This is a genomic window from Streptomyces sp. NBC_01390, from assembly GCF_045040105.1.
Classification (GTDB): domain Bacteria; phylum Actinomycetota; class Actinomycetes; order Streptomycetales; family Streptomycetaceae; genus Streptomyces.
The window spans coordinates 4750281-4773691 of sequence record NZ_CP109551.1 but is presented as its reverse complement, the minus strand read 5'-3'; the positions used below and the strand labels follow the sequence as shown (position 1 = coordinate 4773691).

The following is a 23411-nucleotide window of genomic DNA, read 5'->3' as shown; positions in this document are numbered from 1 at the left end:
CCGTTCTACGGCTTCCCGTTCTGCGGCGGGCTTCTCAGTCCCGTCGTGCCGAGGTCAGTGCCCCGGTGGTCACCCCCGGTGTCGTCCCTCCCGTGTCGCCGCCCGAGTCCGACGTGCCGCCGGTGCCGGTGGTGCCGCCGTCGGTCGTCGTGCCCCCGGTGCCCCCGGTGCCGGTGGTGCCGCCGCCCGTGGTGGTGGTCCCGCCGGTGTTCGTCGTGCCGCCGGTCGTGGTGGTCCCGCCGGTGTCGGTCGTACCGCCGGTCGTCGTCGTGCCGCCGGTGGTCGGGGTCCCGCCGGTGGTCGCGCCGCCGGTCGTCGGGGTGGCCCCGGTCGTCGCGCCGGTCGTCGCGCCCGGGGTTTCCGTGGTGCCGCCGTCCGTGGTGCCGCCGTTGTCCTGGCCGGCGTCGGTGCCGGGCTCGGGGTTCGGGTCGACGGGCGGGGCCTGCTCCTCGTCGGCGCCCTCCTGGAGCTGGAGGTCGAAGTCCTTCGCCTCCTTGCCCTTCAGGGCGTCCTTCGTGAACTGGGCCCAGATCTCGGCGGGGGCACCGCCACCGTTGACGCGCTGGAGGCCCATCGCGCCGTACAGCGACCTGTGCTTGCCGGTGACCGGGTCCTGGCCCATGACCGAGACGACCGTCGCGAGGTCGGGGGTGTAGCCCGCGAACCAGGCCGCCGTGTCCTCCTCGGCCGTGCCGGTCTTGCCGGCCACCGGGCGGTCGGCCTCCTGGGCCGCGGTCGCCGTGCCCTCCTCGACCACGCTCTGCAGGACCGCCGTGGTCGTGTCGGCGGCCTCCCGTGACACGACCTGCTTGGTCTTCTGCTTGGGGAGCGTCACCGTCCCCGTCTGGCCGTCCTTCGTGATCTTCTCGATGATCGTGTACGTGCCGTGCTTGCCGTGGTTGGCGAGTGTGGCGTACGCCTCCGTCATGTCGAGGACGCTGGCCGTCGACGTGCCGAGGGCGATGGACGGGTACGGGTTGAGGTCGGGGGTGTCGGAGGGGAGGCCCAGGTCGATCGCCGTCTGCTTGACCTTGGCCGGGCCCACGTCCACGGCCATCTGTGCGTACACCGCGTTCACGGACTTGTTCGTGGCCGTGCGGACGGTGATGTTGCCGTACGAGTTCTGGTCCTCGTTCTCGGGGGCGTACTCGCCGCCGCTCCAGCCCTGGACCGGGCGCTTGTTGGTGCCGTCGTAGTACGTGTTCGGGGTGATCGTCTGGCCGTCCTGGGTCACCGAGCCGTTCTGGACGGCCGAGGTGAACACGAACGGCTTGAAGGTGGAGCCGTCCTGGTAGTCACGGCGGGTCGCGTTGTTGACGTACTGCTTGGTGTAGTCGATGCCGCCGTACATCGCGAGGACCTTGCCGGTGGCCGGGTCGATGGCGACGCCGCCCGCGCGGACGTAGTTGTCGACCTTGTTGTTCTTCTTGTCGAGCTTCTTCATCACCTTGTCGTTGACGGCCTTCACGAAGGCGTCCTGCTTCGGCTTCTGCAGGGTGGTGGTGATGCGGTAGCCGCCGGCCTGGAGCTGGTCCTCGGTGAGGATCTTGTTGTCGAAGAGGTAGTCGTTGACGGCCTTGACCAGGTAGCCGCGCTGGCCGGACATGCCGGTCGAGACGATGGACTGCCTGGGCTCCGGGAACTTGATGGCCTTGCGCGCGGACTCGGTCAGCCAGCCCTTCGTGACCATGCCGTCGAGGACGTAGTTCCAGCGGGCGAGTGCGGCCGGCCTGTTCTCGGGGTGGGCGATCACGTCGTACTCGCTGGGCGCGTTGAGCAGCGCGGCGAGGTAGGCGCCCTGGCCGGCGGTCAGGTCCACGGCGTCGACGCCGTAGTAGGCCTGGGCGGCTGCCTGGAGGCCGTACGAGTTGCGGCCGGCGTAGCTGGTGTTGAGGTAGCCCTCGAGGATCTCGTCCTTCGATTTCACCCGGTCCAGCTTGATGGAGATGAAGAACTCCTTCACCTTTCGGGTGACGGTCTGCTCCTGTGCGAGGTAGTAGTTCTTCACGTACTGCTGGGTGATCGTGGAGCCGGACTGCTTGCCCTTGCCGGTCACCGTGTTCCAGGCGGCGCGGATCATCGCCTTGGGGTCGATCGCGGACTCGGTGTAGAAGTCGCGGTCCTCGGCGGCCAGTACTGCGTGCTGGGCGTCCTTGGAGATCTGCGACAGGTTGACGTTCTCCCGGTTGACCTCGCCGTCGCGGGCGAGCTGGCTGCCGTCGGCGTAGAGGTAGACGTTGCTCTGCTTCATGGCCGCGGCGTTCGCCGCCGGGATGTTCACCATGTAGTAGCCGAGCGCGAACAGGCCGATGACCAGCAAGATCCCGAGCAGGAACGTGCCGAGCACGAACCGCCAGGTCGGGATCAGCCGCCGCCATCCGGTGCGCCGGGGACGCTTGGGCTTCTTGCCGTTCGCGGCTGTCTCGGGTGTCCCGCCTGCTGCGCCTGCGGCCGCGGCTTCGGGTCGCACGTCGTCGGCTCGCACGGCGGGCTGCACGACGGTCTGTTCGCGTTGCGCGACGGGTTCCCTGACGGGGGGCTGCGCGACGGTTCGCTCGCGGTCCGCGTCAGGTTCCGGGGCGGGGTCCACGGAGGGCTCCGCGACCGGCTGCGCGACGGTTTGCGCGCCGTCCGCGTCGCGGTCCACTTCGGGCTCCACGTCAGGCTCCGTAACGGGCCTTGTGACGGGCTCCGTCACGGGCTCCGCGGCGGTTGGTTCGGGTTTCGCGTCGGGCTGCACGGCGGGTTCTTTGGGTGCCGAGCCCTGCTTCGGCTGCTGCGGCTCTGGCTGGTCGGTCATGTCGTGCACGGACTCCTGTTTCGCGTCGCACGTTGCCGTACGACCTCATTCACCACTTCAAACGTTTTCTGCGCCCCCTCTTGAAGACTGTCGCACCCGGCGATCAGTTCCCTGACCCAGGCACGTGTCCTGCCCGAAAACGCGTGGCGGGTGGGCAGGAGGGCGGACTAGGCTCCTGCGCTTCGGTCCGGATGCGTTGGGGAAGGCTGGTGTCGTGGGTTCTGGGCGGTTGTACGCGGCCGTCGCGGCGGGGGGTTTCCGACGGTATGCCACCTATCGGGTGGCCACGCTGGCGGGGGTGCTGACCAACACCGTCTTCGGCGTGATTCTGGCCTACACGTACATCGCCCTGTGGGACGAGAGACCGCACCTGGGCGGGTACGACCAGTCCCAGGCTCTCACCTATGTGTGGCTGGGCCAGGCACTGCTGATGACCATGTGCGTGATGGGTACGGGCTTCGAGGGGGAGCTGATCGAACGTATCCGTACGGGTGACATCGCGATCGACCTTTACCGGCCGGCCGACCTCCAGCTGTGGTGGCTGGCCCAGGACATGGGGCGGGCCCTGTTCCACCTGCTGGGCAGGGGGCTGGTTCCGGTGGCGATCGGCGCGTGGATCTTCGACCTGTCGCTCCCGGCCTCGCCGTCGACCTGGCTGGCGTTCCTGGGCGCGGTCGTGCTGGGGATACTGGTCAGCTTCTCGTTCCGCTTCCTGGTGGCGCTGGCCGCGTTCTGGCTCCTCGATGGCGCGGGCATCATCCAGATGGCGTGGCTCGCGGGTGTCTTCTGCTCGGGCATGGTGCTGCCGCTGAACGTGTTCCCGGGGCTGCTCGGCGAGATCGTACGGGCCCTGCCGTGGGCGGCGCTGATCCAGGCGCCGGCGGACATCCTGCTGGGCGAGGCGGATCCGGTGGGGACGTACGCCTTCCAGGCCGGGTGGGCGGTGGCGCTGCTGGGGGTGGGGCGTCTGGTCCAGGCGGCCGCTACTCGGCGGGTGGTGGTTCAGGGTGGATGACGCGGAGGTCGGCGGGGCTGGTGGTGTCGCCGGGGTGGTGGAGACCGGGGCGCGGGGTGAGCGGCGGCCGGACGACGGCGGCGGGACCGATGAGGCAGGCCGAGCAGGCCGAGCCCACGGATTCGTTGGGGCAGGCGGGGCCGGTGGCTGGGACGACGGGCCGCTGAGCCGTACCAGCCGGGTGCTCGACGGTGTGCGGGCCTATCGGATGATCGCCGCGATGTGGATCCGGTCGACGATGGCCTACCGGGTGTCCTTCGCGATGACGACGCTCGGGAACTTCGTGGCGACCGGCCTCGACTTCCTGGCGATCGTGCTGATGTTCTCCCAGATCGACCGGCTCGGCGGCTACTCGCTGCCCGAGATCGCGTTTCTGTACGGGCTGTCGTCGATCGCGTTCGGGATCGCCGACCTGGTCGTCGGGTCGATGGACCGGCTGGGCAGCCGGGTCCGCGACGGCACCCTGGACACGCTGCTCGTGCGGCCGGTGCCGGTGCTCGCGCAGGTCGCCGCGGATCGGTTCGCGCTGCGCCGCCTCGGCCGGATCACCCAGGGCCTGGTGGTGTTCGGCTACTCCCTCGTGGCCCTGGACGACGTCCACTGGACGGCGCTCAAGGTGCTGCTGCTGCCGGTGATGTTGCTCAGTGGCGGGGCGATCTTCTGCGCGGTGTTCGTCGGGGGCGGGGCCTTCCAGTTCGTGGCGCGGGACGCCTCCGAGGTGCAGAACGCCTTCACGTACGGCGGTGCCACGCTGTTGCAGTATCCGCCGGGTCTGTTCGCGCAGGACCTGGTGCGCGGGGTGACGTTCGTCGTCCCGCTGGCCTTCGTCAACTGGCTGCCCGCGCTGTACGTGCTGGGCCGCCCCTACCCGCTCGACCTGCCGGAGTGGGTGGCGTTCCTGCCGCCGCTGGTGGCGTTGGGCTGCTGCGCGCTCGCCGGGCTGGCCTGGCGGGCGGGACTTCTTTCGTACCGGAGCACGGGGAGTTAGGGCGCGTGGACAGCAGTCATCTCACAGACGGTTCCTACGATGAGTCGCTCGGCAAGTCGATCGACGAGTCGCCCGCCGAATCCCTCGACGAGGCGTTCAACGAGTCGTTCATTCAGCTGGACGGTGTCGAGAAGGTCTTCGACGTGCGCAAGAAGACCGGGTTCATGAGGAGTGAGCGGCGCGAGGTGCGGGCCGTCGACTCGATCTCCTTCCGGGTGGCGCGCGGGGAGATGGTCGGCTACATCGGCCCGAACGGCGCCGGGAAGTCGACGACGATCAAGATGCTGACGGGCATCCTCACGCCCAGCGGCGGCCGGCTGCGCGTCGCCGGTATCGACCCGTCCCGTGAGCGCACCCGTCTCGCGCGGCGCATCGGGGTGGTGTTCGGGCAGCGTACGACGCTGTGGTGGGACCTCCCGCTGATCGACTCGTACAGCCTGATGCACCGCATGTACCGCATCCCGGACGCCCGTTACCGGGAGAACCTCGACCGGTGTGTCGAACTCCTCGAACTGGGCGACCTGTTGGACGTCCCGGTCCGTCAACTGTCCCTGGGGCAGCGGATGCGCGGCGACATCGCGGCGGCTCTGCTGCACGATCCCGAGGTGCTGTACCTCGACGAGCCGACGATCGGCCTGGACGTCATCTCCAAGGCCCGGGTGCGCGAGTTCCTGCGCGACCTGAACGCCGAGCGCCGTACGACGGTCCTGCTCACCACGCACGACCTCCAGGACATCGAGCAGCTGTGCTCGCGGGTCATGGTCATCGACCACGGCCGGCTGATGTACGACGGTCCGCTGACCGGGCTGCACGAGGTGGGCGACAGCGAGCGGACCCTCGTCGTGGACCTGGAGCGTGAGCTGCCGCCGATCGAGGTGCCGTCGGCCCGGGTCGTACGGGTGGAGGGTCCGCGTCAGTGGCTGGCGTTCCCGGCGTCGGAGTCGGCGGCTCCGCTGGTCGCGCGGATCGCGGCGGAGTATCCGCTGGTGGACCTGTCGGTGCGGGAGCCGGACATCGAGGCCGTGATCGCCAAGATGTACGCCGAGCAGGCCGGGAAAACGGGGTCGAAGTCGGGGGAGAAGTCGGGACGCGCGGTCTCATAGCCTCCCTCGCGGGGACCTCGTAGGCTGCGTGCATGACGGACGACCTTCCGGAGCTGCGCGCTTCCGACGCCGATCGTGAACGAGTCGCCGAGATCCTGCGGGACGCCCTCGCGGAGGGGCGGCTCGACATGGCGGAGTTCGAGGAGAGGCTCGACGCGACCTACCAGGCGCGTACGTACGGCGAGTTGACGCCGATCACCCGTGACCTGCCCGTGGCCGGGGTGAGCGCACCCGCCGTGAGCATGGTCAAGCAGCCTGCGGGGAGCGGGAGTTGGCCGGACCGGATCGTCGGGGGCGAGGGTTCCTCGCGGTGGGGCATCGCCATCATGGGCGGGTTTCAGCGCGGGGGTCGCTGGACGATGCCGCGGCAGTTCAACGCGTTCACGTTCTGGGGCGGCGGTGAACTCGACCTGCGTGAGGCGAACTTCGCCGACCGTGAGGTGGTCGTCAACTGCGTCGCGATCATGGGCGGCATGAACGTCGTAGTGCCGCCCGGCGTCGAGGTCGTCGTGCGCGGCATCGGCATCATGGGCGGCTTCGACCACAGCCAGGAGGGGGTCCTGGGCGACCCCGGCGCCCCCCGAGTGATCATCCAGGGCTTCGCCTTCTGGGGCGGAGTAGGCGTAACCCGCAAACTCCCAAAGGCAGAACGCCAACGCCTGAAACAGGAACGCCGCCAGGAGAAACTGGAAAAGCGCAGAGACGCAGACTGACCCGTCTCAGCGACGCGGGGACATCTAGGTGTGCGGTGCGGTGCCCAAGTGCCTTTAGGGGCGCGGGGAACTGCGCGACCAGCCCCCACGGGCCCGCACCCAACAACGCACGCGGTGCCCGAGTGCTTTTAGGGGCGCGGGGAACTGCACGACCAGCCCCCACGGGCCCGCACCCGACAACGCACCCCGAACCCCAAAACAACACCCCGCCCCCCTAAAGCCGCGCGGGCGCAACCCCCTTCAACTCCTCCAAGTCGAACACCGCAGCCATCCGCGCATACCCCTTGTCACTGGGATGCAGATGATCCCCGGAGTCGTACTCCGCCCGAAACCGCCGGGGATCGTACGGATCCCGCAACGCCTTGTCGAAGTCCGCGTACGCGTCGAACACCCGCCCACCCCGGATCTCCGCGTTCACCGCCTGCCGCAGCGCCTCCGTGCTCGCCGAGTACCCGTGGAACCCCCCGAACGGCATCAGCGTCGCCCCCACCACCGTCAGACCCCGCCCATGCGCCTCGGCCACCAGCTCACGCAGCCCGGCGACGATCGTGGACGCGTTCAGGTCGCGGGGGTCGCGGGCACGCAGGATGTCGTTGACGCCCAGGTCGATGACAACGGCCTTGACGTTGGTACGGCCGAGGGCGTCCCGTCCGAACCGGGTCAGTCCGCTCGCGTTGGGCGCGGGCGTGCCCCTGCCGCCGGGCCGCAGGACGCGGTTGCCGCCGATGCCCTGGTTGACGACGCTGTAGCGGGGCACGTCCGCGCCGGCCTCGGCAGCCGCGTGCAGCCGGTCGGCGAGGATGTCGGTCCAGCGGCTGTTCGCGCCCACGGTCGACGTGCTGCCGGCGGTGAGCGAGTCGCCGAGGGCGACGATCGTGCCGTTGGCCTGGTTGCTGAGGACGTCCAGGGCGGTGACGTACCGCCAGGCCTCGATCCGCTCGGTGTACGCCGTGGCGTGCGGGTCCTCGGTGCGGTCGCCGACGGCGGCGTACGAGATCTGCCGGGACCGCGGATGGTAGGTGACCGGGCCGGAGGGGAGGGCGACGTACGTCGTCACCAGGACGTCGCTGTCGCGCGGGACCGCGACACGTACCGCGTCGCTGACGATCTGCCGTCCGGGCGCGACGGTCACCGAGGGGCTGCCGCCGAAGGTGAGCCGGCGCATGGTGGCGGCGTCGGCGGCGGCGCTGTTCTCGGCGGCGGCGACGGCGATCGAGGCGTGGTCGATGGTCAGGGGCTGCTCGCCGTACAGGTTGGAGAGCGTGACGCGGGCACTCGTACCGCCGGCCGCCGTGTGCACGACATTGCGCAGGGAGCGGCCGGCCAGGCCCTGTGTCTCGGTGCCAGGCTCGCCCTGGACGGGGGAGGCGGACCAGCTGCCGACCCAGGCGCCGACGGACGCGGGGGAGACGTCGTTGCCCGAGTCGCCGCGGGCCTGGGTGACGGACCTTGTGTGCCGGTTGCCGTCGTCGAGGGTCGCCCCGACGTATATGGCGGCCGACACGGCCACGACGAGCGTGATCATCGCGGCGAGCAGGCCATAACCGTGGCGCCTGGTCATGGGATGCGGGACTCCTTGTACGGCGGGGAGCGTGGGGCTCCGGTGGGCTGTGCCAATGATGCGGGATCGGCCTGTGCGAGCCGGCCCGAACAGTTGGGATCGGCTCATCCGGGTATACGTGGGGAACTCTTGTTCCGTTCCAGGAGTCGGTCAGGAAGGGACAATGTGTGAGGGATCACTGAACGGTGGAGCGAATGGAACGGACGAGAACGGGATCGGAATCGGGATCGGGTTCGGACGGCGGTTCCGAGGAGACCGACGGGTCTGCCGGGACCGACGGCGGGCAGCGGCAGACCCGTGCCGCGCCCGCCGCGTCCGTCACCCCCGCCGGTACGGTCCCGGGTCGCGCCATGACCTCCTTCAGCCCCGCCGACGAGGAGCGCATGCGCGGGGTGCGCCGGATGAAGCTCACGGCGACCGGGCTGCTGCTCTTCGTCGCACTGGTGTACGTCCTCGCCAAGTGGGCCGGTGAGCAGGGCGCCGGTGCCTGGACGGGCTACGTCGCCGCGGCGGCCGAGGCGGGCATGGTCGGTGCGCTGGCCGACTGGTTCGCGGTCACCGCTCTCTTCCGTCATCCCCTCGGCCTGCCCATCCCGCACACCGCGATCATCCCCACCAAGAAGGACCAACTCGGCGTCTCCCTCGGCGAGTTCGTCGGTGAGAACTTCCTCTCCCAGGATGTCGTACGGCAGCGGCTGCGCGCCGTGGGTATCGGCAGCCGCCTCGGTACGTGGCTCGCCGAGCCGGAGCACGCCGACCGCGTCACGGCGGAGCTGTCGGCGGCCCTGCGCGGGGCGCTCACGGTCCTGCGCGACTCCGACGTCCAGGCGGTGGTCGGCGAGGCCATCACCCGGCGGGCCGACGCCCAGGAGATCGCCCCCGGTATCGGCAAGATGCTGGAGAAGGTCGTCGTCGACGGCGGTCACCGGAGGGTCGTCGACCTGGTCTGCGTACGCGCGCACGACTGGCTGGTGCTGCACGAGGAGGAGGTCATGGGCGCCGTGCAGGGCGGCGCGCCCGGCTGGACGCCCAAGTTCGTCGACAAGAAGGTCGGCGAGCGCGTCTACAAGGAGCTGCTGCGCTTCGTCACCGAGATGCGTGACGCGCCCTCCCACCCGGCGCGCGGGGCTCTGGACCGCTTCCTCACCGACTTCGCCTCCGACCTCCAGTCCGACACGGACACGCGCGCGCGTGTCGAGCGGCTGAAGACCGAGGTCCTGGGGCGCGGCGAGGTCCAGGACCTGATCGCGTCCGCCTGGACGGCCGTACGCTCGATGATCGTTTCGGCGGCGGAGGACGAGCGCAGTGAGCTGCGGCTGCGCGTACGGGCGTCGCTGTTGTCGCTGGGGTCGCGGATGGCGGTCGACTCCGGGGTGCAGCACAAGGTGGACGGCTGGGTGGAGGGCGCGGCGGTGTACGTCGTGACGACCTACCAGGGCGAGATCACCTCCCTGATCACGGACACGGTCGCGGGCTGGGACGCCGAGCACACGACGAAGAAGATCGAGGCGCACATCGGTCGTGACCTGCAGTTCATCCGTATCAACGGCACGGTGGTCGGCTCACTGGCGGGCCTGCTGATCTATGTGGTGTCGCGGGCGGCGGGGGTCTAGCCGGGGCGCGGCTCGCCGCCGAGTGTCCGTGCCTGAGTACGGATACCTGAGTACGCGTACTCTGTCGGACCGTCTCCGGACAGGTGACCCTCGTACGTATGACCGAGATTACGGGGAACGGCACCACCGGCAACACCGGGAAGCTGCTCGGGCCGCTGCGGACGCGTCCCTGGGTCGAGCGCTGGCTCACACGCGCGTTCGGCGCGGCCGTCGCTTCGGCGTCGTACGTCGTCTGCGTCCCCTGGGATCTGCGCAACCGGGCGGAGGACTCGGGCTCGACGCAGGAGACGACCCCGGTGACGGGCGTCGGGGTCGCCGCCCTGGGCGTCCTGCTGCTGCTCCTGGCCGCATACTTCGGCCACCGGGACCGCAGGGGCTGGCCGCTGCTTCTGATCGCGGTCCCCCCGGCGGCGCTCATGTACGTCTCCCTGAGCACCCAACCCGGCCCACCCGACGGCTTCGCCAACGCCTGGCCTCTGACCTGGGCGTTCTTCACGCTGGTCATCGCGGCGGGGGTGCTGGTCGCGGCAGAGGTGGGACGGGCGTACCGCGTGGAGGAGGAGTCACTGGAGGGCTTGGTGTCAGCCGCCCAGAGGTGAGGGCCGTAGGCCCCTCACAGGGGCGCGGGGAACTGCGCGACCAGCCACAACGGCGCCGCAGCAACCCACAACACCCACAACACCCCCGGCACCTCAGCGGAGAGCCTAGTGACGGTCGGCGACCGCCCACGAGGCGAGCGCGACCGCTCCGGCGACCCCGAACACGGCGGGCCAGGCACCCACCTTCTTCGCCAGCGGGTGCGACCCGGCGAAGGCACCGACGTACGCGACGGTCAGCGCCGCGGCAGCGGTCACGCCCGCTTCCTCCCGCCACCGCTGCGCGGCGACGGTTCCCGCGACGGCCAGCACGGTCCCGCCGAGCTGCCGGTTCCGGCTCCAGCGGGCGACGGCGTAGCCGCCGACGAGCCCGGTGGCGGCCACGAGTGCCGTGGGAACCTTGGTCTGCGCCAGAGCCATGGTGGTCTGCCTCCCGCTAAGTCGAGTTGTGTTGGGCCGAGTCGTATCGGAGTCGTACGGGGCGAGGCTAACCCGTGGAGCTGGGTTTCCCGTTCGGCAGGTCGTCGTCCACCCCGTGGTGGTGAGGGTCCGTCCGCGATGGCGGCTGTGAAAATCGCTGTCCGATTGTCGGAACGCGGTGATAGAGATTCGGGGTGACGACGACACTCGAGTTCCCTGTTCTGCTGCGGCTGATCGACGAACGGTCGACTGCGTTCCGTGCCACGATCGCCTCCGCGCCCAGCCTCGACGTACAGGTGCCGACCTGCCCCGAGTGGACGTTGTTCGATCTGGCGCAGCACATCGGCGAGGGGCGCCGCGACTGGGCCGTCACCGTCGCCGCGGGGCCCGCTCCGGCCAAGTCGGCGGCGGAGGGCGCCCCGGCCGCGCCTCGGGAGCGCGAGGCCCTGCTGGCCTGGTTGGCGGAGTCCACGGAGCAACTGCTGGACGCCTTGCGGAAGGCCGGCCCGGATCGCGGTTGCTGGACCTGGTGGGGTGACTCGCAGTCGCCGCAGACCTCCGGTGCCGTAGCCCGGCACCAGCTCCAGCAGCTGGCGGTGCACGCGTACGACGCCCAGCTCACCGTAGGCGCCCCGCAGCCGCTGCCGGCCGAGGTGGCGCTCGACGGTGTCGACGAGTTCCTGTCCACCTGCGTCGCGACGACAAGTGCCTGGCCGCACGAGCCCGCCACCATCGACTTCCACGCCTCCGAGGGCCACTCCTGGCGCCTCTCGCTCTCCGCCGACGGCGCACGGACCACCCGCCTCCCCGAGCCCGGCACCATTCCGGCCACCGCCTTCGCCTCCGCTCGGGGCACGGCAAGCGAGCTGGTCTTCATCCTGTACGACCGAATCCCGTTCAACGCCCTGAAGCTCGACGGCGACGAACGTCTCTTCGACCAGCTCAGCGCCTGGGACCCGACTGAGTAGCCCGGATGACCAGGCCGTGACGACGCGTCACCTCGCAGGCTCGACCGCTGGTCCCGGGTCGCTATCCGCCCGGTGTCACCAGGCCCGACTCGTAGGCCACGACCACCGCCTGGGCCCTGCTGCCCAGGTCCAGCTTGGTCATCGTGCGGTTGAGGTGGGTCTTGACGGTCGCCTCGCTGATGTACAGGCGGTCGGCGATCTCCGGGTTGGACAGGCCCCGCGCGATCAGCTTCAGGACCTCCAGCTCACGGGAGGTCAACGCGTCCAGGTCGACGGGCTGTTCGACGGTGGTCCGGCGGGCGTACGCCTCGACCAGGCGGCGGGTGACGCTGGGCGCGAAGAGCGCGTCACCGCCGTCGACCGCGGCCACCGCGGCGAGCAGCCGTTCCGGGCCGGAGTCCTTGAGCAGAAACCCGGAGGCCCCGGCGCGCAGCACCCCGTACACGTACTCGTCGAGGTCGAAGGTGGTCAGCACCAGGATCCGGGGCGGGGGGTCGGCGGCCTGGGCGAGGATGCGCTCGGTGGCCTCGATGCCGTTCATGCCGGGCATGCGGATGTCCATGAGGATCACGTCGGGTGCGGTCTCGGCGGCCAGCGCCACGGCTTCCGCGCCGTCGCTCGCCTCGCCGACCACGTCGATGCCGGGCGCGGCGCGCAGCAGCGCCACCAGTCCGGCCCGGATGAGGAACTGGTCGTCGACGACGAGCACTCTGGTCATGGTGTGGCGTCGTCCCCCCGGACGATCGGCCGCGCGGAGGTCGGCAGGGTCAGCCGCACAGCGAAGCCACCTGAAGTCTGCGGGCCGATGTTGATCTGCCCGCTGTAGAGTTTCGCCCGCTCCCGCATACCAAGCAAGCCGTGTCCGCCGCCGACTCGTACTCTGTCTGGAATCACCCCCTCCCCGTCGTCCGTGACCGAAACCGTCACCTGATGCGGCTCGTACCTCAGCCGTACCTCCGCGCTGGCGCCGGGCGCGTGCTTCATGACGTTGGTGAGCGACTCCTGCACGACCCGGTACGCGCACAGCCCGACGCCGGGGGCGAGCGGGCGCGGAGTGCCCTCGACGATCAGCGCGACCGGGACGCCCCCGGCGCGGACGCGTTCGGCCATCTCGTCGAGGTGGGCCAGGCCCGGCATCGGGCCCGCCGGGGCACCGTCGTCGTCGGCGGCGCGCAGCACCAACAGCATGCGGCGCAGCTCGTCGAGGGCCTCCTTGCCGGTGGCCTCGATGGTGTCGAGCGCGGCACGCGCGGTGTCCCGGTCGGTGTCGAAGACGAACCGGGCGAGACCAGTCTGCACCGAGATCACGGACATGTGGTGGGCGACCACGTCGTGCAGTTCACGGGCGATCCGGCCGCGTTCCTCGGCCACCTCGCGCCGGGCCCGCTCGGCCTGCTCCCGGCGCAACTGCCGGGTCAGTTCGCCCAGTCGGCGGGCGACGACGCCGAACCGCCACAGGATCGCCGGGTAGACCACGGCCTGTGCGACGACGGACGGCCAGCCGTCGGTGTGGCCCACCGCGCCCGCGTACACCCAGGTCGCACCCATCAGCGCGGCGCACGGCGCGGAGACGCGCGTGGGACGCACGGAGGCGACGGTGTAGACGCCGAGCATGGGGCCGAAACTGCACACCACGGGCCAGTAGCCGGCGGTGATGAACACCAGCCAGATCGCGTGCACCAGGCAGCAGACCGCCACGGGTGCCCGGCCGCGGAGCACGAGCGGCAGATGGACCAGGACGACCAGCGCGTACGCCGTCGCGTCGAGCGGGTTGTGCCCCTGACGCGCCGCCTCCGGTCCCAGCAGCAGGGCCACACCGGTCAGCGCCGCCGTGAGAAGCGTGTCGACGGCGAGGGGGCGGGTCCTCATCGCAGCAGAGTAAGGCCTGTTCAGGCGGATGGTCGTCAACCGTCCGCTGTACCGCGGAAGTTGTAGGACCCGGACGGCTACCGCGTTGGTACGAAGGGGAGTTCAACCCCGCGTGGGACGCCGGCCGCACAGGCCCGACCGTACGTTCTGGGGGCACCAGGGCGCCGGACGATCACCGGTACCGCACTGGAAGTCCACATCCCGCATCCCGCACACCACATCTCGTATCTCGTATCCCATATCCCGTGTCATCAGCCAGGGAGTACTCATGCGCAATCGCACCATCGCCATGCTCGCCGCCACAGCCGGGCTCGTCGGGTCCGGGCTCGCCATAGCCCCCGCCGCCCAGGCCGTCCCCTCGGGATGCAGCTCCGGCGCGCTGTGTGCGTACGCCACCGCCAACTACGGCGGCGGCACCCCGCAGCGGGTCTGGGAGGACAACGCCGACCTCACGCAGTACGGCTACTTCTACTACATCCAGGGCGGCTCGCTGTTCAACAACGGCAACGACTGCAACGTGAACGTCTACACCGGGAAGAGCGGCACCGGGTCCGGCTTCAAGCTCAACCGCGGCACCGGCTGGGCGAACATCGGCTCCAACCTGCCGCACATCTCGTCCAACTACTGGTGCCGCTGACCAGCACGCGCCCCCGCCACCCACGATGAGAAACGGAACCCGCAAGGCGCTCGCAGCGCTGCTCTTCGGGGTCGTAGGGGTCCTCGGTGCCGCCGGCTGTACGCAGTCCGGCGGCACCACCCCCGACCCCGCGCTGCCGCGCCCCTTCGCCAAGGCCCTTTTCTACGACCAGCAGGAGAGGCAGGTCCTCCACACCGCGGACGAGCGTCTCGTCGCCGACTGCATGCGGCGGCGCGGGCTGCACTACGATCCGCAGCCCCTCGCGACCGGCGGCACCGACCCGCAGGACGTCAACCCGTACGGCCTGCTGACCGTCACCCAGGCCCGTCAGGACGGCTACGGCATCACCAGCGCACGCCTGGCCGCCCGCCCCCTCGACACCAACGGGGACCACGCCCGCGAGCCCCGGTGGAGCCACGCGCTTCTCGGCACCAAGAGCCATGAGGTCCGCCTCCACCTGCCCGGCGGGGTCGAGTTCCTCTACAACAGCGACGCGTGCGTCACCCAGGCCCGCCAGACGCTGTACGGGGCCGACTACGACCGGTTGTCCAGCCGGTACCAGGTGCTGTCCAACCAGGTCGTCACAGCCGTACTCAAGGACCCGCGTTATCTGCGCGCCCAGCACCGGTGGGCTGTGTGCATGCGTGCGGCGGGGCTCGCAGTGACGACCTCGGACGACCCGCGCGGCCTCGTCGAGCAACGGCTGGAACGGGCCACGGGCGCCCGGCCGGCGCAACCGCACGACGTGGCCAGGTACGAGCTGAAGGTGGCCGGCCAAGACGCCGACTGCCAACGAACGACCGACCTGCCCCACACGGTCACCGAGGCCCAGTCCCGTGCGGAGACCGCCGTCGCGGGCGCCCACCCAACCGACCTGTCCCGCCTGACCGAGCTCCGGTCGGCTGCGGTGGAGCGGGCGACGGCGCCATCGGGCGGGTAGGGCCCGTCCCGTTCGGAGGGAGGGCGCGCTGGGACCCACAGGCGGGCCTGTTGGCGACGCACGAACTCAACTCCTGTGTCAGACCCTGCTGTTACGGTCCCAGGCCATGGCAGAGAACGATGGAATCGCATGGCTCGGTGAGCGGTGGACGAGCGACCGTTACGACCCCCTCCTCGGGGACCAGGCAGGTCTCGTGTTCGCGGAAGGTATCGCGCCGCAGGACCTGGCGGTGGTCTTCGGAGCCGCCCCCTGGGAGATCCCCGAGCCGGTGGGCGCGGAGGCCAAGGCCGTCTACGACCGGACCCACCCCGACGCACGAATCCCCGGCGAACCCCAGGCAGCCGCCTACGGCAAGGAAGGCCGCTGGTCCTTCCTCGCCGGGAACTTCGACTTCCTGATCCACTTCAAAGAGGGCTTCGCGCTGCCGCAGGGAACCGGCCGGGTCGTCCTCCTCTACAACATCTCCGCCAAGGGCATGTACTTGATGCTCTACTTCGAAGACGGCCAACTGGTCTGGAACGGCGAGATCTACGGCTACTTCGACGAGGAGACGAAACGGACCGGCGGACACTACTTCGACTACGCGCCGAAGATGTCCTTCCTCAACTGGGCCATGCACGACGCGGGTTGCCGCCCAGACGTCCGCTACGTCGACGGCCGTCCGGACTTCGAGGACGAGGGCTGGATACCCGACTGGAAGCGGCGTTTCCTCAAGGGCCTGGAGATCGCCTTCGACATCTCGGTGAACCAGGAAACCTACGTCGCGGGGGGATACCCGCTGGCCAGTTTTGACTGGGCCTGATCAGCGACCTGGGCCTCACGCGGCTCACTGGGCTTGTGGGGAGGCGGGGCCCGTGGTGGCCTCCGTCGGCCGCGATACGTGGGCGACGAGGAAGAGCAGCACGCCACAGGTGGAGACCAGGATCCAGCCCGGGCGGGACGCGTGTGCGAGCTCCATCGGGCTCGTGGCCGTGACCAGGCCGCCGGCGAGAGCGATGCCGAGGGCGGAGCCGAGTTGCCGTGCGGTGGAGGTGATCGCCCCGGCCACGCCGGCACGCGCGAGTGGCAGTCCATTGACCGCGGTGTTGGTGATCGGGGCGTTGGCGAAGCCGAACCCGATGCCGATGAGCGAGTATGCGGCCAGCAGCAGGAGCACGCTCGTGTGCGGGGTGAGCCGGACCATGCAGAGCCCGCCGACCGTGATGAAACCACCGGCAAGGAGCAGCGGCAGCCTCGGTCCAGTGCGGCCGACCATGCGGCCGGACCAGGGGGCGCAGACGGTCGCTCCGACGGCCAAGGGCAGGGTCGCCACGCCGGCGGCCAGCGGCGTCCATCCCCGGGTGTGCTGCAGGTAGAGGGTGTTCAGCAGCAGGGTCATGCTCAGGGTGACAAAGACCGCCACCGCGCCCACGACGGCACCGCTGAAGACCGGGCTCCGGAAGAGCCGCAGATCCATCAGCGGCTCACGTCGGCGGGACTCGACCCACACGAATCCGGCTGTCGCCACGGCAGCCCATGCGTATCCCGCCAGCGCCGCAGGCGACGTCCAGCCGATGTGCGGCCCTTCGATCAGGACGCCGACCACGACTGCGAGGACCATGGTCAGCAGGACCTGGCCGGGCAGGTCGAGCGGCCGGGCCCGCTGTGCCCGGGACTCCGGCACGAACACCGCACTGAGCAGCAGAGCGGCCGCGATGACGGGTGCGTTGATCCAGAACAGGGCCCTCCAGTCGAGCCCTGCGAGCAGCGCGCCGCCCGTGACGGGTCCGGCGGCCATGCTCAGTCCGAACACTGACGCCCAGATGCCGATCGCCTGCGCCCGTTCCTTCGGGTCCGGCATCGCGTTCACCACGATCGCGAGCGCCACGGGGCTGAGCATCGAGGCGCCGATGCCCTGCAGGGCGCGGGCCACGATGAGTACGCCCGCCGACGGGGCGAGCGCGCAGAGGAGTGACGCCGCGCCGAACACGGCCAGCCCGCACTGGAACACCCGGCGGCGTCCGAAGCGATCTGCCAGTGCGCCGGAGGAGATCAGGAGACTGGCCAGGACGAGGGTGTAGGCGTCCACGATCCATTCGAGACCGCGCGTATCGACATCCAGGCCGCGCCCGATGGCCGGCAGACCCACATTGACGATGGTGGTGTCCAGGCCCACCAGGAACATGCTCAGGCAGCAGACGGCCAGTACCGTCCAGCGTCTGCGCGCACTCAGCATGGGTTGAACAGGGTGTGTCGTCGCGGTCACGGTCTACCTCTGATGTCCGGGAACAGTGCCCGGCAAGGCTCGGCCAGGGCGACGGCCGCAGCCCATCAATTTTGCGAACACTGCAAAACTGGATCCATGAGCACAGGAACCAGGAACGCGGAGCTGGAGCAGATCCTTGATGGCATCGGGCCCCGGCTGCGCAGGCTGCGCCAGGAACGGGGACTGACACTCGAGGCACTCGCGGCCACGACCGGGATCTCGGTCAGCACACTGTCCCGGGTGGAATCGGGCATTCGGCGCCCGACTCTGGACCTGCTCATCCCGCTGGCACAGGCACACCACGTCGCACTCGACCAGCTGGTGGCGGCGCCGGCCAGCGGTGACCCTCGGGTACACCTCCGGCCCCTGCACAAGGAGCGCGGGAGCGTCCTCGTGCCTCTGACGCAGTACCCGGGCCGAGTGCAGGTCTTCAAGCAGGTACTGGCACCCCGCCAGCCGGAACTGGTCACCCACGAGGGCTACGAATGGCTCTACGTCCTCGCCGGTCGGCTACGCCTCATCCTCGGTGCGCAGGACTTCACGCTACGGCCCGGCGAAGTGGCCGAGTTCGACACCACCGAACCCCACTGGTTCGGCCCCGCGGACACGAGCGCCGTGGAGATCCTCCACCTGTTCGGTCCACGAGGAGACCAAGCCACCGTCCGCGCCAGACCGTCCACAACCGATCCCGCCCCGCCGACCACGCCAAAACCACCGTCAACGACGTCATGACCCTCAACAGGTAGCTGGAACGGCGAGATCCACGGCTACTTCGACGAGGAGACGAAACGGACCGGCGGACACTACTTCGACTACGCGCCGAAGATGTCCTTCCTCAACTGGGCCATGCACGACGCGGGTTGCCGCCCAGGCGTCCGCTACGTCGACGGCCGTCCGGACTTCGAGAACGAGGGCTGGATACCCGACTGGAAGCGGCGCTTCCTCAAGGGCCTGGAGATCGCCTTCAACATCTCGGTGAACCAGGAAACCTACGACACGGAGGGATACCCGCTGGCCAGCGTCTACTGGGCCTGATTCCCCGGCTCAGAGTTTGGGCCCCCGACGTTCATGTACAGGGCCTGTTCGCCGAGGATCACGTCGAAGCGGTGCTCGCCTTCGTACGTGACCTGTGGGTGCACCGATATGACGGTTGTTCATGATCGGAAAGGTGAGGGCGAGAAGTCATCCTTACTGGACCGCGGGCAGGCCTGATCAACTTGCGGTGACGTCATGGCGGGAGCAGCCTGATGAATGAGAAATCTCTCGCTCCATCGCAACTGCTGCAAGTGGATCCCTATCCTGACTCCCCGTCGGGAAATGATTGAGGATCTCGCTTTGTCGCACCTTCAGCGCCGAATCCATCCAGCCAAAGATCGCATCTCGATGTACTTCGGTCGGAAGTCTGAGAGATGCCGATGGATGTGGAAAATGGTGGCGCAGAATTGATGAAAGCGCATGGAAGGAAGCTGCCATGAGTCGCTCGATTCGTATCCTTTACCGAGGTCAGAAGGGTACTATCCGCAAGAACTGGAACTGGGACGCCATCAATCTGGACACGGCAGTCCTGGTTACGGCTGCGGAGTTCGCACCGGACGAGGGCATGCAATTTCCTGGCGTCTTCAAGACACAGGGGCGGCCGCTTCTCGGTGCTGCCAACGTGTACGCCACCAATATCGGCCCTCACGGCAACGGGGCCGAGGCGGGAGGGGTGGAGTTCCTGCTGCACGTCGACTGGGAAAGTCCGCTGAACGTCGTCGTGACGATCACTGCGTTGGACCAGATCGAAGTCTTCGAGAAGCCGTAACGTCCAGTTCCGGCCCAAGTGTGAGCCGGAGCCCCGAGGTTGGGAGCGGGCTCGCGAATGAGCTCACTCCCGTCCGCCGACGCTGTGCCGGATGGTTGCCTTGCCGGTCACGTACCCGATGTGCCGGGGCTCGTCCGACAGAAGACCTGACTCAGGTGAACTCGTTGGTGCCCGCCGTATTGATGAGATGGCCGTTAGGCGGAATGTCACGGTGCTACGGTCGCGCGTATGACGCTCTCGGCATCAACAACTCGTGCCGTCGACCTGCGGGTTGAGCCCGTTGACGAGGTCCTTGATCACGTGGAGAGGTCGCTTCAGACGCGCTTGGAACGGGCCACGGCGGTGCGCAAGCGCCGCTCGGTCGGGGCTCGCACGGACCGCGAAACGTGGGTACGTATCGAGCGGCGGGGGCTCGACAGGATCGGCGTCCAGGGGTGGAACGGTACGGAGTGCGCCGCGCGTCTGGAGGGCATCGCTCAGCCCGCGTGGCAGGGATCGGTCGTCTGGCGGGACCAGGACGAGATGGTGATGTGGCGGGCCGACGAGACCGAACTCCTGCCGGGAACGCAGATCGGCACTGCCGTGCTGAGTGACGACCCGATGCTGTCCGATGAGTGGTGGCAGGCGTTCAACACCTCGCTGGACGCGCTCGCGTCGCAGGAGACGAGGCGTATTGCCACGCCGGATACCGTCACCATCACGCAGGCCCTCGTCACTGAGTCCATCCGTAGTGCGTTCTCCGGCGATTTCGACACGACTGTTGAACGGTGGGTTCCGGCCCACGCGGACCTGAACTGGGCCAACATGACCGCGCCGACGTTCCACCTCTTCGACTGGGAGGACTGGGGCAACGCGCCCCAAGGGTTGGACTCCGCCTCGCTGTGGGGGAGTTCCCTTGCCGTCCCCGCTCTGGCGGATCGCGTACGGCGGGAGCGGCGCCTCGACCTCGAGAGCGGGGACGGCAAGCTGATGACGCTGTTCGTGTGCTCGAAGATCCTCGGGCCTGACGCGCATCCTGAAGACCCTCGATTGCGGCCTGCCCGGCGTATGGCGGAGCTGATCGTCGCGGAACTTCAGAAGTGCTGACTCTCTGACCGGGCTCGGAGGAGGCTGCGGTACTGGTGGATGGCCCGCTCATCGACCGTGCTGTCGAGGGCGTTGATGAGTTCGCTCAGATGGGCGGGTTCGTTGGTGCCCACGGCGACTGCGCCGACCTGCGGGAGTCGGTAGGCGGCCCGGAAAGCGGCCTGTACTCGGGAGAGCCCGTCGCCGTCTCGGATGAAGACGCGGGGATCGATCTTGTCCCACACGGGTGCATGCGTACTGCCTGCGAACGGGCTCATGCCCCACACCTTTCCTGAGTTCAGTAGCTGTTGTCGTTCCGATCTTGAGGGGTGTGCGTCGAACGGGAGTCTCGATCGGGTGGTTGGCGCCGGCTGCGGGCATGAAGGCAGGGCCTCTTGGTAGCTCGGGGTTGCGAAGCCAACCGAGATCCAGGAGACCCTGTTGCCGCAGTTGTACGTGCACACGCCGGTGGAGTTCAACTCGGCTGCACCGACGTGTGATTGTGTCGCCCACCGGTTCGGAAACGCAGCCGATCACCCGGAACGTGTTCGGCGGTATCCCTCGGACATGACGGACGCGGAGTGGACCGTGGCCCGGCCGCTGCTGCCCGTGCCGGGCTGGCTGCGCGGCCGGGGCGGACAGCCGGAGGCGTACTGCCACCGGGCAATACTCGACGCGATCCGCTACCTGGTCGACAACGGCATCAAGTGGCGGGCCATGCCCGCCGACTTCCCGCCGTGGGACCGGGTCTACGCGTTCTTCCGCCGCTGGCGCGACCACTGGCTGGTCAAGGAGTTCCACGACCGGCTGCGCGCAAGGATCCGCGAAAGGGACGGGCGCGACACGGAGCCGACGGCTGGCGTGATCGACTCGCAGTCCGTCAAGGCGGACGCCGTCGTCGGTGCGGACAGCCGCGGCTTCGACGGCGGAAAGCTGGTCAACGGGCGCAAGCGGCACGTCGTGGTCGACACGCTCGGCCTGCTGCTGGGCGTGATGGTCACCGCCGCGGACACCGGCGACCGCGCCGCCGCCCAGGTCCTGCTGCGGCAGGTCGCCGACGCCCACCACCGGCTGGAGCTGGTCTGGGCCGACGGCGGCTACACCGGCAGCCTCGTCGAGCGCTGCCTCACCGTGCTCGCCCTGGTCCTCGCGATCGTCAGACGCAGCGACGACATGCGCGGCTTCGTGGTCCTGCCCAAACGGTGGATCGTCGAGCGCCTCTTCGCCCACCTGATGCGCACCCGCCGCCTGGCACGCGACTACGAACGCCGCACCACCAGCGCCGAAGCGATGATCTACTGGTCGATGACCCTGCTCATGACCCGCCGCCTCGCCCGGCCACACCCGCAGCGAGCGTGAACCGTCCCGGCTGCCCCTCGGCCAGCCAGCCCCGCGCGACCAGTCGCTTCGCCTTCGACCGCAGCGCCTCCACCTTGGCCGGCACCACGTCAAGACCGAACAACACGGCCAACTCCTGGCAGGTCAGCGGACCTTGACGGAGCCGGTCCCGGTCCGCGAGCGCGGTGAGGATGCGCTGATAGTCCACCGACAGCACCGACCAGGCCAGCCCCTCACGCCACATCGGAACCTGCGACTTCCTCTTCGCTGCCTCCGGCACCTGCGGCGTCTTTCCGGTCTGCTCCCCGGCGGCTGGCGCGGTCCCCTCGGCCCGGGCGGGGTCCTGCCCGCTCTCGTCCACGGGGGCCAGCACCTCGCCGACCCGCGAGCAGGCGATGGCCCACTCCCTCCATTCCCGCTCGGCCACGGCCAACTCGGCCTGGACACGGTCGGCTTCCTCCCGCAGCTCGTCAACACGACGGCGAGCACCCAGCTCACGCTGTTCCAACAGCCCAACCACCGACGGCATCCACGACCTCCCGGGCAGCGACAACACGACAGGCCACAACTCCCACGGGATCGCCGACCCTACGCCTGACCAGCGGAAACGCAGTCCTCAAGTCCGGAAAGACAACAGCTTCTGAGACCGAGGCCGAGCTGGAGACAGTTCAGGAGGATCTGACCGAACTCCTCCTGGGCATCCCGAACCTGCCGTCGGACGACGCCCCAGAGGGTGATTCCGAGGAGTTCGCCGTCGAGCAGCGCAGGGTTGGCAGCCCTCCGGAGTTCGCTTTCGAGCCCAAGGACCACGTGGACCTCGGTGAGAGCCTGGGCATCCTGGACTTCGGCCGTGCCACAAAGCTGTCGGGCCCGCGCTTCAGCGTCCTGCGCGGCGCTGGAGCGGCCTTGGAGCGAGCCCTTGCGACCCTGTTCCTGGACCTGCACACTCGCCGCCACGGCTACACCGAGCACTCGGTGCCCTTCCTCGTCACCCGCAAGACGATGACCGGCACGGGTCAGCTGCCGAAGTTCGAGGAAGACCTGTTCAAGACGAGCGTCGCGGACCGGGACCTGTTCCTGATCCCGACCGCCGAGGTCCCCCTCACCAACCTCTACGCCGACGAGATCATCCCGCTCGCCGAACTGCCGGTCGCTCTGACCGCGCACACCCCGTGCTTCCGCTCGGAGGCCGGCTCGTACGGCCGGGACACCCGCGGCCTGATCCGCCAGCACCAGTTCTCCAAGGTGGAGATGGTCCGTATCACGACCGCCGACCAGGCGCGGGCGGAGATGGAGAACATGGTCGGCCACGCAGAGGCATGCCTGAAGGAACTGGACCTGGCCTACCGGGTCGTCACGCTCGCCGCCGGGGACACCGGCTTCTCGGCGCGGCTCACGTACGACCTGGAGGTCTGGCTGCCCAGCCAGGGGACCTATCGCGAGATCTCCTCGGTCTCCGACTTCGGTACCTTCCAGGGCCGCCGCGCCGGCATCCGCACCCGCGACGAGAACGGCAGGCCCACCCCGGCCGCCACCGTCAACGGTTCCGGCCTGCCCATCGGCCGCACCCTGGCCGCCGTACTCGAACAGCACCAGCAGGCGGATGGGTCTGTGCTGCTGCCCGAGGCTCTCGTCAAGTACCTGGGGTTCCGCCGGATCTTGGCGGACGGGACGCCTTCGGAGGAGTAGGCGCTGGGCGGTGGTTACGGGTTTCGGTCCAGGACGCGTTGGTGGAG

Annotated in this window: 24 protein-coding genes and 1 pseudogene; 16 read left to right on the top strand and 9 right to left on the bottom strand. The window is 69.2% G+C overall.

Going from position 1 to position 23411, the window contains the following annotated elements:
* Positions 1–34: 34 nt before the first annotated feature.
* Complete coding sequence (locus OG241_RS21300) at positions 35–2800, bottom strand: transglycosylase domain-containing protein (RefSeq protein ID WP_405817118.1); 2766 nt, start codon at positions 2798–2800, stop codon at positions 35–37.
* A gap of 214 nt (positions 2801–3014) precedes the next feature.
* On the opposite strand from OG241_RS21300, the gene OG241_RS21295 reads away from it, so the two are divergent.
* The 4 genes from OG241_RS21295 (at position 3015) to OG241_RS21280 (ending at position 6619) form a co-directional block, all read left to right on the top strand.
* Complete coding sequence (locus OG241_RS21295; RefSeq protein WP_405817117.1) at positions 3015–3815, top strand: ABC transporter permease; 801 nt, start codon at positions 3015–3017, stop codon at positions 3813–3815.
* A gap of 163 nt (positions 3816–3978) precedes the next feature.
* Positions 3979–4803, top strand: coding sequence for an ABC transporter permease (locus OG241_RS21290; RefSeq protein ID WP_405826352.1), 825 nt, complete (start codon positions 3979–3981; stop codon positions 4801–4803).
* A gap of 59 nt (positions 4804–4862) precedes the next feature.
* A complete protein-coding gene (locus OG241_RS21285; RefSeq protein WP_405826350.1) occupies positions 4863–5906 on the top strand; it encodes an ATP-binding cassette domain-containing protein in 1044 nt (347 codons plus the stop codon).
* Between the two features lie 32 nt (positions 5907–5938).
* On the top strand, positions 5939–6619 hold the full coding sequence (locus OG241_RS21280) for a DUF1707 domain-containing protein (protein ID WP_405817116.1): 681 nt from the start codon (positions 5939–5941) through the stop codon (positions 6617–6619).
* 214 nt (positions 6620–6833) lie between these two features.
* Here OG241_RS21280 and OG241_RS21275 read toward each other — a convergent pair whose 3' ends face one another.
* Positions 6834–8180, bottom strand: coding sequence for an SGNH/GDSL hydrolase family protein (locus tag OG241_RS21275; RefSeq protein ID WP_405817115.1), 1347 nt, complete (start codon positions 8178–8180; stop codon positions 6834–6836).
* Positions 8181–8374: 194 nt separating this feature from the next.
* On the opposite strand from OG241_RS21275, the gene OG241_RS21270 reads away from it, so the two are divergent.
* The gene (locus tag OG241_RS21270) at positions 8375–9793 is read left to right on the top strand and encodes a DUF445 domain-containing protein (protein ID WP_405817114.1); all 1419 of its coding nucleotides are present in this window, start codon (positions 8375–8377) and stop codon (positions 9791–9793) included.
* Between the two features lie 98 nt (positions 9794–9891).
* On the top strand, positions 9892–10392 hold the full coding sequence (locus OG241_RS21265; RefSeq protein WP_405817113.1) for a hypothetical protein: 501 nt from the start codon (positions 9892–9894) through the stop codon (positions 10390–10392).
* Positions 10393–10497: 105 nt separating this feature from the next.
* On the opposite strand, the gene OG241_RS21260 is transcribed toward OG241_RS21265, so the two are convergent.
* Positions 10498–10809 (bottom strand): hypothetical protein, encoded by a 312-nt coding sequence (locus OG241_RS21260; protein WP_405817112.1) that lies wholly within the window; start codon positions 10807–10809, stop codon positions 10498–10500.
* A 194-nt stretch (positions 10810–11003) separates the two neighbouring features.
* On the opposite strand from OG241_RS21260, the gene OG241_RS21255 reads away from it, so the two are divergent.
* Complete coding sequence (locus tag OG241_RS21255; protein WP_405817111.1) at positions 11004–11777, top strand: maleylpyruvate isomerase N-terminal domain-containing protein; 774 nt, start codon at positions 11004–11006, stop codon at positions 11775–11777.
* A 61-nt stretch (positions 11778–11838) separates the two neighbouring features.
* On the opposite strand, the gene OG241_RS21250 is transcribed toward OG241_RS21255, so the two are convergent.
* Together OG241_RS21250 and OG241_RS21245 are read right to left on the bottom strand one after the other, a co-directional pair.
* Positions 11839–12495 carry a response regulator gene (locus OG241_RS21250; protein WP_405817110.1) on the bottom strand — a complete coding sequence of 219 codons (657 nt, stop codon included), beginning with the start codon at positions 12493–12495 and terminating at the stop codon, positions 11839–11841.
* Positions 12492–13646: a sensor histidine kinase gene (locus OG241_RS21245; protein ID WP_405817109.1), complete on the bottom strand. Its 1155-nt coding sequence runs from the start codon at positions 13644–13646 to the stop codon at positions 12492–12494. The genes OG241_RS21250 and OG241_RS21245 overlap by 4 nt, the downstream gene beginning before the upstream one ends.
* 268 nt (positions 13647–13914) lie before the next feature.
* Between OG241_RS21245 and OG241_RS21240 the strand changes: the two genes are divergently transcribed.
* From OG241_RS21240 to OG241_RS21230, 3 genes are all read left to right on the top strand, one after another.
* The gene (locus OG241_RS21240; RefSeq protein ID WP_405817108.1) at positions 13915–14283 is read left to right on the top strand and encodes a peptidase inhibitor family I36 protein; all 369 of its coding nucleotides are present in this window, start codon (positions 13915–13917) and stop codon (positions 14281–14283) included.
* A 25-nt stretch (positions 14284–14308) separates the two neighbouring features.
* On the top strand, positions 14309–15223 hold the full coding sequence (locus OG241_RS21235; RefSeq protein ID WP_405817107.1) for a hypothetical protein: 915 nt from the start codon (positions 14309–14311) through the stop codon (positions 15221–15223).
* A 106-nt stretch (positions 15224–15329) separates the two neighbouring features.
* The gene (locus tag OG241_RS21230; RefSeq protein ID WP_405817106.1) at positions 15330–16025 is read left to right on the top strand and encodes a hypothetical protein; all 696 of its coding nucleotides are present in this window, start codon (positions 15330–15332) and stop codon (positions 16023–16025) included.
* A gap of 24 nt (positions 16026–16049) precedes the next feature.
* On the opposite strand, the gene OG241_RS21225 is transcribed toward OG241_RS21230, so the two are convergent.
* The gene (locus OG241_RS21225) at positions 16050–17438 is read right to left on the bottom strand and encodes an MFS transporter (RefSeq protein WP_405817105.1); all 1389 of its coding nucleotides are present in this window, start codon (positions 17436–17438) and stop codon (positions 16050–16052) included.
* A gap of 126 nt (positions 17439–17564) precedes the next feature.
* Between OG241_RS21225 and OG241_RS21220 the strand changes: the two genes are divergently transcribed.
* On the top strand, positions 17565–18200 hold the full coding sequence (locus OG241_RS21220; RefSeq protein WP_405817104.1) for a helix-turn-helix domain-containing protein: 636 nt from the start codon (positions 17565–17567) through the stop codon (positions 18198–18200).
* A gap of 93 nt (positions 18201–18293) precedes the next feature.
* A complete protein-coding gene (locus OG241_RS21215) occupies positions 18294–18503 on the top strand; it encodes a hypothetical protein (protein ID WP_405817103.1) in 210 nt (69 codons plus the stop codon).
* Between the two features lie 177 nt (positions 18504–18680).
* On the opposite strand, the gene OG241_RS21210 is transcribed toward OG241_RS21215, so the two are convergent.
* Complete coding sequence (locus tag OG241_RS21210; protein WP_405817102.1) at positions 18681–18941, bottom strand: hypothetical protein; 261 nt, start codon at positions 18939–18941, stop codon at positions 18681–18683.
* On the opposite strand from OG241_RS21210, the gene OG241_RS21205 reads away from it, so the two are divergent.
* Complete coding sequence (locus tag OG241_RS21205) at positions 18940–19272, top strand: hypothetical protein (RefSeq protein WP_405817101.1); 333 nt, start codon at positions 18940–18942, stop codon at positions 19270–19272. The genes OG241_RS21210 and OG241_RS21205 overlap by 2 nt on opposite strands.
* 228 nt (positions 19273–19500) lie before the next feature.
* The gene (locus tag OG241_RS21200; protein WP_405817100.1) at positions 19501–20358 is read left to right on the top strand and encodes a hypothetical protein; all 858 of its coding nucleotides are present in this window, start codon (positions 19501–19503) and stop codon (positions 20356–20358) included.
* Here OG241_RS21200 and OG241_RS21195 read toward each other — a convergent pair.
* Positions 20346–20615, bottom strand: coding sequence for a hypothetical protein (locus OG241_RS21195; RefSeq protein WP_405817099.1), 270 nt, complete (start codon positions 20613–20615; stop codon positions 20346–20348). The genes OG241_RS21200 and OG241_RS21195 overlap by 13 nt on opposite strands.
* Before the next feature lie 289 nt (positions 20616–20904).
* On the opposite strand from OG241_RS21195, the gene OG241_RS21190 reads away from it, so the two are divergent.
* Positions 20905–21696, top strand: a complete 792-nt coding sequence (locus OG241_RS21190) for an IS5 family transposase (RefSeq protein WP_405812650.1) — start codon at positions 20905–20907, stop codon at positions 21694–21696.
* On the opposite strand, the gene OG241_RS21185 is transcribed toward OG241_RS21190, so the two are convergent.
* On the bottom strand, positions 21653–22204 hold the full coding sequence (locus OG241_RS21185; protein ID WP_405812652.1) for a hypothetical protein: 552 nt from the start codon (positions 22202–22204) through the stop codon (positions 21653–21655). The genes OG241_RS21190 and OG241_RS21185 overlap by 44 nt on opposite strands.
* Before the next feature lie 98 nt (positions 22205–22302).
* Here OG241_RS21185 and serS point away from each other — a divergent pair.
* A pseudogene (gene serS / locus OG241_RS21180) lies at positions 22303–23364 on the top strand (serine--tRNA ligase); the annotation flags it as partial.
* Positions 23365–23411: the final 47 nt, after the last annotated feature.